10 protein-coding genes are annotated in these 12,661 nt (G+C 74.2%); 5 read left to right on the forward strand and 5 right to left on the reverse strand.

Annotated features, from left to right (window positions below; genetic code table 11):
* Positions 1–8: 8 nt before the first annotated feature.
* The gene (locus tag ABZ495_RS01385) at positions 9–1,448 is read right to left on the reverse strand and encodes a GuaB1 family IMP dehydrogenase-related protein (RefSeq protein ID WP_329486545.1); all 1,440 of its coding nucleotides are present in this window, start codon (positions 1,446–1,448) and stop codon (positions 9–11) included.
* A gap of 315 nt (positions 1,449–1,763) precedes the next feature.
* On the opposite strand from ABZ495_RS01385, the gene ABZ495_RS01390 reads away from it, so the two are divergent.
* Both ABZ495_RS01390 and ABZ495_RS01395 read left to right on the forward strand, forming a co-directional pair.
* Positions 1,764–3,257 (forward strand): SDR family NAD(P)-dependent oxidoreductase, encoded by a 1,494-nt coding sequence (locus ABZ495_RS01390; protein ID WP_329492036.1) that lies wholly within the window; start codon positions 1,764–1,766, stop codon positions 3,255–3,257.
* Between the two features lie 54 nt (positions 3,258–3,311).
* Positions 3,312–3,767, forward strand: coding sequence for an NUDIX domain-containing protein (locus tag ABZ495_RS01395; protein ID WP_352288668.1), 456 nt, complete (start codon positions 3,312–3,314; stop codon positions 3,765–3,767).
* A 137-nt stretch (positions 3,768–3,904) separates the two neighbouring features.
* Here ABZ495_RS01395 and ABZ495_RS01400 read toward each other — a convergent pair whose 3' ends face one another.
* The 3 genes from ABZ495_RS01400 to ABZ495_RS01410 are packed head-to-tail and all read right to left on the reverse strand — an operon-like array spanning position 3,905 to position 7,337.
* Positions 3,905–6,133, reverse strand: coding sequence for an FtsX-like permease family protein (locus ABZ495_RS01400; protein ID WP_359833879.1), 2,229 nt, complete (start codon positions 6,131–6,133; stop codon positions 3,905–3,907).
* A complete protein-coding gene (locus ABZ495_RS01405) occupies positions 6,130–6,816 on the reverse strand; it encodes an ABC transporter ATP-binding protein (RefSeq protein ID WP_359833882.1) in 687 nt (228 codons plus the stop codon). Before ABZ495_RS01405 ends, ABZ495_RS01400 begins: the two co-directional genes overlap by 4 nt.
* Positions 6,813–7,337: a PadR family transcriptional regulator gene (locus tag ABZ495_RS01410; RefSeq protein ID WP_329486549.1), complete on the reverse strand. Its 525-nt coding sequence runs from the start codon at positions 7,335–7,337 to the stop codon at positions 6,813–6,815. Before ABZ495_RS01410 ends, ABZ495_RS01405 begins: the two co-directional genes overlap by 4 nt.
* A gap of 450 nt (positions 7,338–7,787) precedes the next feature.
* On the opposite strand from ABZ495_RS01410, the gene ABZ495_RS01415 reads away from it, so the two are divergent.
* Complete coding sequence (locus tag ABZ495_RS01415) at positions 7,788–8,456, forward strand: hypothetical protein (protein ID WP_359808111.1); 669 nt, start codon at positions 7,788–7,790, stop codon at positions 8,454–8,456.
* Positions 8,457–8,557: 101 nt separating this feature from the next.
* Here the strand turns inward: ABZ495_RS01415 and ABZ495_RS01420 are convergent, their stop codons facing one another.
* The gene (locus tag ABZ495_RS01420) at positions 8,558–9,205 is read right to left on the reverse strand and encodes a YoaK family protein (protein ID WP_359833894.1); all 648 of its coding nucleotides are present in this window, start codon (positions 9,203–9,205) and stop codon (positions 8,558–8,560) included.
* Positions 9,206–9,467: 262 nt separating this feature from the next.
* Between ABZ495_RS01420 and ABZ495_RS01425 the strand changes: the two genes are divergently transcribed.
* On the forward strand, positions 9,468–9,827 hold the full coding sequence (locus ABZ495_RS01425; RefSeq protein ID WP_359833895.1) for a BlaI/MecI/CopY family transcriptional regulator: 360 nt from the start codon (positions 9,468–9,470) through the stop codon (positions 9,825–9,827).
* A gap of 269 nt (positions 9,828–10,096) precedes the next feature.
* Positions 10,097–12,529, forward strand: a complete 2,433-nt coding sequence (locus ABZ495_RS01430; RefSeq protein WP_359833884.1) for a discoidin domain-containing protein — start codon at positions 10,097–10,099, stop codon at positions 12,527–12,529.
* The last annotated feature ends 132 nt before the right edge of the window (positions 12,530–12,661 follow it).

Here is a 12,661-nt window from a genome sequence, read left to right on the forward strand (position 1 = left end):
CGCCGCGATCAGGCCCAGCTGGAGTGCAGCGGCTTGCCCTCGGCGTAGCCGGCCGCGCTCTGGATGCCGACCACGGCCTTCTCGTGGAACTCCTCCAGGCTGGAGGCGCCCGCGTAGGTGCAGGAGCTGCGCACCCCGGCGACGATCGAGTCGATGAGGTCCTCGACGCCCGGGCGGGCCGGGTCGACGAACATCCGGGAGTGCGAGATGCCCTCCTCGAAGAGCGCCTTGCGGGCGCGGTCGTAGGAGGAGTCCTGCGAGGTGCGGTTGCTCACCGCGCGCGCCGAGGCCATCCCGAAGCTCTCCTTGTACTGGCGGCCGTCGGCGGTGGTCTGCAGGTCGCCCGGGGACTCGTACGTCCCGGCGAACCAGGAGCCGATCATCACGTTGGACGCGCCGGCGGCCAGCGCCATCGCGACGTCGCGCGGGTGGCGGACGCCGCCGTCGGCCCAGACGTGCTTGCCGAGCCGGCGGGCCTCGGCCGCGCACTCCAGGACGGCGGAGAACTGCGGCCGGCCGACGCCGGTCATCATCCGGGTGGTGCACATCGCGCCGGGGCCGACACCGACCTTGAGAATGTCGGCGCCCGCCTCGACCAGGTCGCGGACACCGTCGGCGGAGACCACGTTGCCGGCCACGATCGGGATCCGCGGGTCGAGCCCGCGCACCGCGCGCAGCGCGCTGATCATGGACTCCTGGTGGCCGTGCGCGGTGTCGACCACCAGCACGTCGGCGCCGGCCTCGATCAGCGCCTTGGCCTTGCCGGCCACGTCGCCGTTGATGCCGACGGTGGCGGCGACCCGCAGGTGGCCCCGCGCGTCGACGGCCGGGGTGTAGAGGGTGGCGCGCAGCGCGTTCTTGCGGGTCAGGATGCCGACCAGGCGGCCGTCGGCGTCGACCACCGGGGCGAGCTTGCGGTGCGCCTCGGTGAGCTTGTCGAAGGCGGCGCGCGGGTCGATGCCCTCCTCCAGCAGCAGCAGGTCGCGGGACATCACGTCGGCGAGGCCGGTGAAGCGGTCGACGCCCTGGCAGTCGGAGTCGGTGACCACGCCGATCGGCTTGCCGTCCTCGACCACGACCAGCGCGCCGTGGGCGCGCTTGTGCAGCAGCGAGAGGGCCTCGGCGACGGTGGCGCCCGGGGCCAGCGTGATGGCGGTGTCGTGCACCAGGTGGCGCTGCTTGACCCAGCCGATGACGTCGGCGATCACCTCGGTCGGGATGTCCTGCGGGATGGCGACCAGACCGCCGCGGCGGGCCACGGTCTCGGCCATCCGGCGGCCGGCGATGGCGGTCATGTTGGCCACCACCAGCGGGATGGTGGTGCCGGTGCCGTCGTTCGAGGAGAGGTCGACACCCTGCCGGGAGCCCACGGCGGAGCGGCTGGGGACCATGAAGACGTCGTCGTACGTGAGGTCGTACGAGGGCTTGAGGTCGTTCAGGAAGCGCATGAAGATAGGGCTCTCTGGCTGGGAGAAGGTACACCTCGGGTGCGGTTGCGGCGAGGCCGCCGGGCGCACTCGGGCGCCCGGCACCCAACGTTCGATTCTCCGGTACGGGGCGGCCAAAAGCCAGTTCGACCCCGATCGCTGGCACAGTGCACAACACATGATCAGCAGCGCGGGCCCCTTCTTGGAGCTTCCTCCAAGTGATCGCCTTTTCGCCCCGGCCAGGGCCGCTCCCGTAGCATTCACGCGGTAACGGCGAGGCAATCCAGGAAAGCGGCAGCGGGCATCATGACGGCGGGCGTGGACATCGAGCAGGGCATCGAGCAGGGCGGCGGCACGGAGGTCAGCACCGAGGAGGAGATCGACTACGGTCCCGGCCTCGACCCCGAGCGGCTGCGGCTCTGCCTGGACGTGATCGCCGAGCTGGACCAGCTGCACGTCGACCACCCGGACGCGATCACCGTCCGCCAGGCCGTCGGCGGCATATTCCGCACGCTCAAGCAGCGCCGCCGCCAGGAGACCCGGGCCCGCAAGACCGCGAACGACCGCGAGGTCACCGCCCGCACCGCCACCGGCGCGCCCAGCCGGATCGACGACGAGACGGCCGGCGCGTTCGGCCTGACCACCGTCACCACCACCGAGATCGCCGGCATCCTGGAGCGCCCGCGGTCCTGCTACACCTGCAAGCAGCGGTACGTCGAGGTGGACGCGTTCTACCACAACCTCTGCCAGACCTGCGCGGTGAAGAACCGCGCCCGCCGGGACGCCCGCGCCGACCTCACCGGCAAGCGCGCGCTGCTCACCGGCGGCCGGGCCAAGATCGGCATGTACATCGCGCTGATGCTGCTCCGCGACGGCGCGCACACCACCATCACCACCCGGTTCCCCAACGACGCCATCCGCCGCTTCACCGCGATGCCGGACAGCGCCGACTGGCTGCACCGCCTGAAGATCGTCGGCATCGACCTGCGCGACCCGGCCCAGGTCCTGGCGCTGGCCGACGAGGTCGCCGCCGACGGCCCGCTGGACATCCTGATCAACAACGCCGCGCAGACGGTGCGCCGTCCGCCGGAGTCGTACCGCGAGCTGGTCAACGCCGAGTCCGCGCCGCTGCCGGCCGGCGAGCTGCCGCAGTCCACCACCATCGGCCGCTTCGGCAGCGGCAGCGTGGACCTGCCCGCGCTGCCCGCCCAGGCGACCGGCGGCGGCGAGCGGATCTCCGCCGAGGACGTCACCTCCCTCGCCCTGGTCACCGGCTCCGCCACGCCCGCCCGGATCGAGGCCGGCACCGCGATCGACGCCGGCGGGCTGGTGCCCGACCTCGCGCCCACCAACAGCTGGGTGCAGACCGTCAACGAGGTCGGCCCGGTGGAGCTGCTGGAGGTCCAGCTCTGCAACTCCACCGCGCCGTTCATCCTGATCAGCCGGCTGCGCCCGGCGATGGCCGCCTCGGCGTCCCGCCGCAAGTACGTGGTCAACGTCTCCGCGATGGAGGGCGTCTTCGCCCGCGGCTACAAGGGCGCCGGCCACCCGCACACCAACATGGCCAAGGCCGCGCTGAACATGCTCACCCGCACCAGCGCGCAGGAGATGTTCGAGTCCGACGGCATCCTGATGACCGCCGTCGACACCGGCTGGATCACCGACGAGCGCCCGCACCCGGACAAGATGCGGCTGGCCGACGAGGGCTTCCACGCCCCGCTCGACCTGGTCGACGGCGCGGCCCGGGTGTACGACCCGATCGTCCGCGGCGAGCAGGGCGAGGACCTCTACGGCTGCTTCCTGAAGGACTTCGACCGCGCCGCCTGGTAGGCCCCACCGTCCGGTGGACCCCGCCGTCCGGTAGACCCCGCGAGGAGGACCGAGTTGACCACCGCACCGCTGATCGGCGCCGGCGTGATCGTGCCCACCGGTGACGGCCGGGTGCTGCTCGGCCACCGGATCACCGCCGGCGAGCCGCCCACCTGGAGCCTGCCGGGCGGCAAGGTGGACGACCCGGGCGAGTCCTTCGAGCAGGCCGCGGCGCGCGAACTCGCCGAGGAGACCGGCATCGTGCTGCCGGCCTCGGCGATGCGGGTGCTCGCCGTGCTGCTCGACCACGAGCTGGGCCGCCCCCGGCTGACCGCGGCGGTACTCGCCCCGCCGAGCCTGGCCACGGCCCTGGTCACCGAGCCGCACGCCTGCGCGGGTTGGGAGCGCGTCGCGATCGACGCCCTGCCCGAGCCGATGTTCTACCCGTCGGCGCTGGTCCTCGGCAGCTGGCTGCCGCACCTCCCCCCGGTGATCCGGGCCGGGACGCACGCGTACCCCGTCGCCGGGTAGGGCGACGGGGTACCGCGGCCCGGGCGGGCCTTCCGCGGGCGGGTTCGGCGGTGGGCAGTTCGGCGGTGGGCGGGTCAGGCCGTGGGCGGGCCGAGCCATGGGCGGGCCGGGCCGTGGGCGGGCCGGCTGAGGGCGGGTCAGCCGTTGCGGGCCGCCTCCGGGCCGGTCAGCCGCCTCAGCAGCGGGAGCGTCGAGGCGATGATCCCGAGCGAGGCCGCCAGCCCGAGCGCCACCAGCGCGAAGTACACCGCCCCCGGGGACACCAGGTCGTAGTGCATCTGCGACGTGAGGAACATCGCCGCCGCCCCGAACCCGGTGCCGGTCGCGATCACCGACACCACCAGCAGCGGCAGCGCGCTCTCCAGCCCGACCACCCGTCGCAGCAGGCCGAGCGGCGCCCCGGTGAGCCGTAGCATCGCGAACGGGCGCCGGCGGTCCGAGAGGCCCGCCACCACGCTGACCGCGAGGCTGCACCCGGCGATCGGCAGCGTGGTCAGCAGCACCACGTTGGCCAGTTGCCGCCAGCCGGCCAGCTGCTTCTGCTGGCTGGAGCCCCAGTCGCCGACCGTCCGCGCCCGGTACTGCGGGTACGCCTCGGTCAGCAGGGTGCGGGTCCGCTCCATGGCCGCGACGGAGCCGTCGGTGGACACGTAGACGTTGCGCACCGGGAGCGCGGCCGCCTCCTCGGCGGAGACCGGCGCGGCCGGCCACTCGTGCGCGGCATTGGACCTCAGGTCCAGGAAGGCCCACTGCGGGACACCCGCGACGCTCGCACCGGCCGGGCAGTGGCCGGCCACCGGGGTCTGCGCGAGGTCGTCGCAGAGCACCAGGCTCGGGGAGAAGCCGGGCCGCTCGCCCGGCTCCGCGCCGAGCGCCCGCGGGTTGTCGTGGCCCACCGTGAGGCCCCGGAACCCCGGCACCGCCCGGAGGTCCGCCAGCAGTCGCTCCGGCAGCGCGTCCGTCATCGGCGGCTCGTCGACCATCGCGCCGTGCTCCACCACGACCCGGGTCTGCGGATCCCCGCTGAGCGCACCGCGGTTCTCGTTGATGGTGCCGATGATGCAGACCGTGGCCGTGGTGACGAAGAGGGCGAGGACGAGCCCGGCGACCGAGCGGAACCCGGTCCTGGGGTCGTCCGCGAGCCGCCGCACCGCGATCAGTGTGGCCGGGCGGCTGGTGCGGGCGGCGACGGCCCGGGCCGCGACCATGGTGAGCCAGGGCCCGGCGACCACCAGCCCGAGCATGATCAGCAGGAAGCCGGTCAGATAGGCCGCCGTCTGCTGGTCGGTGGTGTCCGGGCGGCGGTTCACGAAGAAGCCGAGCTCGGCGAGGCCGGCCAGCAGCGGGACCAGCCGCCAGTGGGTCGGCGGCCTGGGGGTGACCCGGCGGGTGACCCCCAGCGGGGAGACGGTGACCCGGCGCAGCGCCAGCCGGGCCGCGACCGCCGCCGCCACCGGAACGCCGACGGCCACCGCCACCGCCTGGAGCGGGGTGAGCGTCAGGTCGTCGAGGAAGAACCGGTCACCGGTGAACGGGACGGTCGCCACCAGCGGCCGCAGCGCCAGGTGGAGGCCGAACCCGAGGACCGTGCCGACGGCGGCGGCCACCGTGGACTCGACCGCCGAGATCAGCGAGATCTGCCCCGGGGTGGCGCCGACCAGCCGCATCGCCGCGTAGCGCTGCTCGCGGGTGGCGGCGGAGAGCCGGGTGGCGGTGCCGATGAAGACGACCACCGGGAAGATCAGCGCCCCGGCCACGACCGAGAGGATCAGCGTCATGGCGTCGCCGCGCGTGCCCGGCCCCGGGCAGTCGTTGTCGCAGCTGGGCGGCAGGGCGGTGGCGATGGTGGTGACCTCCCGCGCCCCCGGCACGGTCGAGATCTCCGCCGCCGTCCGGCCCGCCACCACGAACAGCGAGTCCGGGGAGGGCAGCGCCGCGTCGCCGAGGATGCCGGCCAGCCGACCGGGGAGTCGGTCGCCCAGCTCGCCGGCCGGGGTCCTGCGCAGCAGTTCGGCCAGCGCGGGCGAGACGTAGTACTCCCCGGGCGCGGGCACCGCGTCGAGCCCCGGCGGGACGGGCGCCGTCGGCCCGGTGGCGGCGACGTCGACCCGCAGGATCTGCTCGCCGTCGTAGTAGTCCCCGTGGGCCCACCACCAGAGCGGGTCCACGGGGGCCGTCTCGGTCCGGCTCGCCGCGCCGGTGTTGGTCCACACGGCCCGGTCGTTGGCCTCGCCGACGGCGTTGATGCTCGCCAGCGTGGAGAGCAGCAGACCGACGCCGATCGCCACGGCGGCGGCGATGACGGCCAGCCGGGCCAGGGCCTCCCGCCCGCCGCTGACGGCGAGGCGCAGCGCGAAGGCGATCATCGGCCCACCGGGTCCGCCGAGAGCGAGGTGGCCCGGCCGTCGCGCACGATCGCCTCGCGGTCGGCGTAGGCGGCGACCCGGGGCTCGTGGGTGACCAGGATGACGGTGGTGCCCTGGTCGCGGGCCGCGCCGACCATCAGCTCCATCACCTGCTCACCGGTCAGCGAGTCCAGCGCGCCGGTCGGCTCGTCGGCGAACAGCACCCGGGGGCGCGCCACCAGGCCGCGGGCGAGCGCGACGCGCTGCGCCTGACCGCCCGACAGCTCACCGGAGCGGCGCTTCCCCAGGCCGTCCAGCCCCAGCCGGGCGAACCAGGGCCGGGCCTCGGCCAGCGCCGCCGCCCGCCGGGTGCCGCTCAGCAGCAGCGGCAGCGCGACGTTCTCCTCGGCGGTCAACTCGGGGACGAGCTGGCCGAACTGGAAGACGAAGCCGAACCGGTCGCGCCGCAGGGCGCTGCGCCCGGCCTCGTTCATGGTGTCGATCCGCTGCCCGTCGAACAGGACCTCGCCGGAGGACGGGGTGAGGATGCCGGCCAGGCAGTGCAGCAGCGTCGACTTGCCGGAGCCGCTGGGGCCCATGATCGCGAGCACCTCACCGGCGGCGACGGCCAGGCTCGCGCCGCGCAGGGCCGGGGTCTCGCCGTAGGCGAGCGTGATGTCGCGGGCCTCGATCAGCGGCGTCATGACCGCACCGCCTCGGCGAGCGCGTCCAGGCGGGCGGTGGTCAGGTCGATCCAGCGCAGATCGGCCTCCAGGTGGAACAGCCCGTGGTCGGCGAGCAGGGCGTCGACCAGCTCGCCGCCCCGGCGCAGCTCGGTGAGTTCGCGCATCCGCCGCAGGTGGGCGGCGCGCTGGGTGTCGAGGTACACCTCGGCGTCGCGGCCGAGCATCAGGGCCAGCACCACCTTGGTGAAGAGCACCGTCTGCAGGCTGGGCTCGGGCGCGACGGGCTCGGTGAGCCAGTGCTCGAACTCCGTCACACCGGCCTCGGTGATCACGTAGCGCTTGCGCTCGGGGCCGTCGCCGGGCTCGGCCTCGCCGGGCACCACCTTGCCGTCCCGGGCCAGTCGGCCGAGCGTGGCGTAGACCTGGCCGTAGGGCAGGGGCTTGCCGCGGCCGAAGAAGGTGTCGTAGTCGCGCTTGAGGTCGTAGCCATGGCTCGGCTCTCGCTCCAGCAGCCCGAGAAGGGTTAGGGGAACACTCATGAGAGGACCATACACCCGACGTATACCCCGAGTGTATAGCTGGCGAGAATACGGCTCCGAGCTGCGAAGAAGCTGATCCGTCGGAGGGAATCGGCCTCCCGGGAACCGGCGGGGCGGTGAGCGGGAGGCGGCCCCACACCGCCTCCCGCGCCACACCGGCGGCCCGACCTGCCCCCCACAGCGGGCCGGGCCGACCGCGTCCCGACACCTCTCGGACGCGGCACCCACCAGCCTGCCCCGGGCACCCCTCCGGCGCCGAGGGCCGAACGTCCCGGTCGCGCGGCGGGCCCCGGTCCTGACGGCCGGTCGGCGGGCGGGCGCCGCGGTACGAGGGCGCACGACTCTTGTGCCGCGGCCGGAGCGGAGGCAGATTGAGAGCCGGAGCCCGGCGGACGATCCCGGCCGGGCGCCCGAGCGCCGCTGCGACCTACCACCCGAGGAGCACGCATCGTGTCCAGCACCTCCGGCCCGGTCCGGCCCGCGTCGCTCCCGCGGCGGGCCGGACGGCAGCTGCGGCAGGCCCTCGGCAGCCACCGCTCCCCCCTGGTCCGACCGCTGGACCGGTCCCGCGGCCGGGCCTGGTGCACGGCCGCGCTGGCGATCCTGCTCGCCCTGACCGCCGCCGTCGTCGGCGCGCTGCTCGGCTACCGGACCGTCGGGCGGGACGCCGACGCGGACCTGGCACGGCTGCGCCGGGTCGACGCCATCGTGCTCTCCACCGACCGGCACGGAGCCGCCGTGGGAAGCCGCTCGGCGGGCGGCTACCAGGGCAGGGTGGCCGCCGAGGCCACCTGGACCGCGCCGAACGGGCAGTGGCGCACCGGCACCATCGAGGTGCACCGGACCGCCGTGGTCGGAACCACCGTCCCCGTCTGGGTGGACGAGGCCGGTCTGGTGACCGATCCCCCGACCACCCGGGCGGGCGTGGCGATCGAGGCGGTCTGCGTGGGCCTCGCGGGCTTCACCGTCGTCGGCGCGGGCGTCGTGGCCGCCCTCGCCCTGCGCCTGCGGACCCTCGACCGGCGGGCCGACCTCGCCTGGCAGCGGTCCTGGAGCAGGCTCGAACCGCTCTGGAGCGGCCGCGCGAGCCACAGCCCCGACGGGGCGCAGGGCGACTGACCCCGGCCGGGGGTCGCCGGGCCGGCCCGGCGGCCCCCGAAGTCCGCCGCCCGGACCGGCTCCGGGTCCGGGTCCGGGTGCTCCGCCCGCCCGTCGGCGCCTCAGGACCCGCCATCCCACCCGGTCCAGGCCGGGGCGGGGAGGCCGGCGGACGCCCGGTGGGTGAGCACGGCGACGGCCACCAGGAGGGCCAGCGCCAGGGCGAGGGCGATCGGCACATCGGCGTTCAGGACCAGCGCGGCGCCCAGGACGGCGCCGCCGAACATCCAGACCGCCGAGGCGAAGCGGCGGATCCCGGCCAGGTCGGCGGCCAGGCCGGTCAGGGTCATGGTGAGCACGGTGGTGGTGAGGTCGGGCACCTTGAGGGAGCGGACGACGGCGTTCTGCAGCCCCATCGCGAACCCGAGCAGACCGGTCAGCGCGTAGCGCGCGGGCTCGCCGGTGTGACCGGCCAGCGCCGCCAGGGCCGTGCCGAGGGCCAGCAGCACCGCCTGGACGGCGGCGGAGACGACCAGCAGCCGGCCCCGGTGGCCGGGCAGGCGTTCGCTGAGCCGGCCACCGGCGAGCGCGCCCGCCAGGAACGCGCCCAGCGCGGTGAGCGAGGCGGTGGCGGAGAACCCGGCCGCGCCCGCCAGGGCGAAGCCCAGGAAGACCACGTTGCCCGTCATGTTGGCGACGAAGACATGCCCGAGGGCGAGGTAACTCACCGCGTCCACCAGCCCGGTGACGACGGTGAGCAACAGCAGCATCGGCACCAGCGGGCCGTGCCGGGGGTCGCTCCACACAGCTGTACCTCCTCCGGTTCGCGCGCTCCGGTCGGCTCCGGCGCTCCGTCCGTTCTACGCCCGTCCGCCCGCCCGGGGCACGCCGGACCCCCGCCGGTGCCCGAACGGCTCCACCGCGCCCACCGGGAGAGCGCCGGACGGGCACCTCGGCCGCCGCCCGTACGATGGGCCGGTGGGCGGCCGGGCAGGGCGGCCGGGTGCGGATGGAAGGGGCGTTCGGGCGGTGCTGCGCGGGTTCGGCGATCTGGAGGCCGAGATCATGGACCGGCTCTGGTCCTGGGGCCGGGCGGCCACCGCCCGCGAGATCGTCGACGACCTGCTGCTGCGGCGGCCGCTCGCCTACACCACCGTGGCCGACATCCTGCACACCAAGGGGTGGCTGCGCCGGGAGAAGGTCGGCCGGGCGTGGGTGTACGAGCCGACCTGCACCCGCGAGGCGTACACCGCCCAACTGATGCACCAGGCACTGGAGACCACCTCCGACCGGGCCGGGGCCCTGCTGCACTTCGTCGACCGGATGAGCGGGGACGAGGCCTCGGCCCTGCTGGCGGCCCTGGAGCAGGTGAAGGAGCGGGACACCCCGTGACGCTCGCGCTGCTGGCGCTCCACCTCGTCCTGGTCGGCGCGGCGCGGGAGTGCGTCGGGCCGGGGCCGGCGACGCGGTGGTGATGACCTGCTCCGGGCGTGCCTGCCGGATCGTCGGTCGGGCGCTCCCCGCGGCATGCTCGGTCCCCAACCCCTCCCTTCTTGCGGAGCGACTGTCAATATTTTGCGCATATCCATGGACTTCATGCAGAGGCGCCCCTAGTGTTCCCCTCGCTCGGCCTCCCACCCACGCCAGTGAGGACGTCGCCCATGCCACCTCCCGCCTTCCGCCGGCTGCGCGCACCGCTCGCCGCGCTGACCGCCGCCGCCCTCTCCGCGGCCGCCCTGCTCACCGTCACCACCCAGCCCGCGCACGCGGCGGCCGTGCCGACCCTCTCGCCGCTGGACGTCCCCGGCCGGGGCGCCGCCGTGAAGTTCAAGGAGCAGGAGGCCGAGTTCGCGGCCACCAACGGCACGGTGATCGGCCCCGAGCGCCGCTACGGCACACTCCCCTCGGAGGCCTCCGGCCGCCAGGCCGTCACGCTGTCCGCGACCGGCCAGTACGTCGAGTTCACGCTGACCGCCCCGGCCGACGCGATGAGCTTCCGCTACAGCCTGCCGGACAACGCGGACGGCCGGGGCCGGGACGCCTCGATCGACCTCCTGGTCAACGGGTCGAAGCTGAAGTCCGTCCCGGTCACCTCGAAGTACGGCTGGTACTACGGGGGTTACCCCTTCAACAACAACCCCGGGGACACCGACCCGCACCACTTCTACGACGAGACCCGGACCATGTTCGGCTCCTCGCTGCCCGCCGGCACGAAGATCCGGCTGCAGGTGTCCTCGACCGCGCAGTCCCCCGCCTTCACCGTCGACCTGGCCGACTTCGAGCAGGTCGGCGCGCCGATCGGCAAGCCCGCCGGGGCGATCGACGTGGTGGCGGACTTCGGCGCCGACCCGACCGGGGCCGGCGACAACACCGCGCGGTTCCAGAGCGCGGTCGACGCCGGCCGGGCCCAGGGCCGGACGGTCTACATCCCGCCGGGCAGCTACACGCTGTACGACCACGTGGTGGTGGACGGCGTCACCCTGGCCGGGGCCGGGCCCTGGTACAGCGTGCTCGGCGGCCGCGACCCGGTCAACCGCAACCGGGCCGCCGGGATCTACGGCAAGTACGTGGCGGGCGGCGGCTACGGCGGGGCGGTCCGGCCGCAGGAGGCCAACGGACCGAGCCGGAACGTCACCCTCCGGGACTTCGCCGTCATCGGCGACATCCGCGAGCGGGTCGACGACGACCAGGTGAACGCGCTCGGCGGGGCGATGAGCGACTCCACCGTGGACAACCTGTGGATTCAGCACACCAAGGTCGGCGCCTGGATGGACGGGCCGATGGACCGGTTCACCATCCGGAACAGCCGCATCCTGGACCAGACCGCGGACGGCGTGAACTTCCACACCGGGGTGACGAACTCGACGGTGACCAACACCTTCGTCCGCAACACCGGTGACGACGGCCTCGCCTCCTGGCCGGAGCGCGTCCCCAACGTGGGCGACAGCTTCACCCACAACACCGTGGTCGTCCCCGTGCTGGCCAACAACATCGTGACGTACGGGGGCCGGGACTTCACGATCTCCGACAACGTGATGGCGGACACCGTCAGCAACGGCGGCGGCCTGCACATCGCCAACCGGTACCCGGGGGTCGGCTCGGGCTGGGGGACCGCCGTCGCGGGCACCGTCAACGCGCTCCGGAACACCCTGATCCGGACCGGGAACAGCGACTACAACTGGAACTTCGGCGTCGGGGCGGTCTGGTTCAGCGGCCTCAACGAGCCGATCAGCGGCGCCGCGATCACCATCGGCGACACCGACATCCTGGACAGCTCCTACGAGGCGATCCAGACCATCGAGGGCTCGTCCAGCGGGATCGCCTTCACCGGCGTGACCATCGACGGCGCGGGTACCTACGCCATCCAGGCGCAGGCCGAGTCGACGATGCGGTTCACCGGTGTGAAGGCCCGCAACATCGCCCAGTCCGCCACCCCGACCCACAACTGCGTCGGCGCCGGCTTCCGGATCACCGACGGCGGCGGCAACTCCGGCTGGGCGGGCTCCACCTGCGGCGGCACCTGGCCGGCCCCGCAGTTCACCTACGGCGGCCGGCCGGGCGGCGGCGGCCCGGGCACCCCGAGCCCGTCCGGCACCCCGAGCCCCTCGACCACGCCCACCCCCACGCCCACCCCGTCGACCACCCCGTCGACCACGCCCACCCCGACCACGCCGCCCGGCACGGTGGACCTGCTGCACGGCAGGGCGATCGCGGCGAGCAGCTACACCGACGTCTACCCCCCGCAGCGGGCCGACGACGGCGACCGGGCCAGCTACTGGGAGAGCGCCAACAACGCCTTCCCGCAGTGGATCACGGGTGACCTCGGCAGCCCCGTCGCGGTCGGCCGACTGGTGCTCACCCTGCCGCCCGGCTGGGAGGCGCGGACCCAGACCCTGACCGTCCAGGCCTCCACCGACGGCGGCTCCTGGAGCACGGTCAAGCCCTCGGCCGGGTACCGCTTCGACCCGGCCACCGGGAACACCGTCACCGTCCAGGTGCCCGGGACGACCGCCCGCCACCTGCGGCTCACCTTCACCGGCAACACCGGCTGGCCGGCCGGCCAGCTCTCCGAGTTCCAGGTGTACGGCCCCTGACGGACCGGCACGGACGCAGGCCCCCGGAGACCGACACGGCGGTTTCTAGGGGTCGTTGCAACACGTGGTCGGTTTGATCAGGCCGCGATGAGTTTATGCAGGCGCTCGGCTGGGGTTTCCCAGCCGAGCGTT

The sequence above is a fragment of the Kitasatospora sp. NPDC005748 genome (assembly GCF_040630735.1).
GTDB lineage: Bacteria > Actinomycetota > Actinomycetes > Streptomycetales > Streptomycetaceae > Kitasatospora.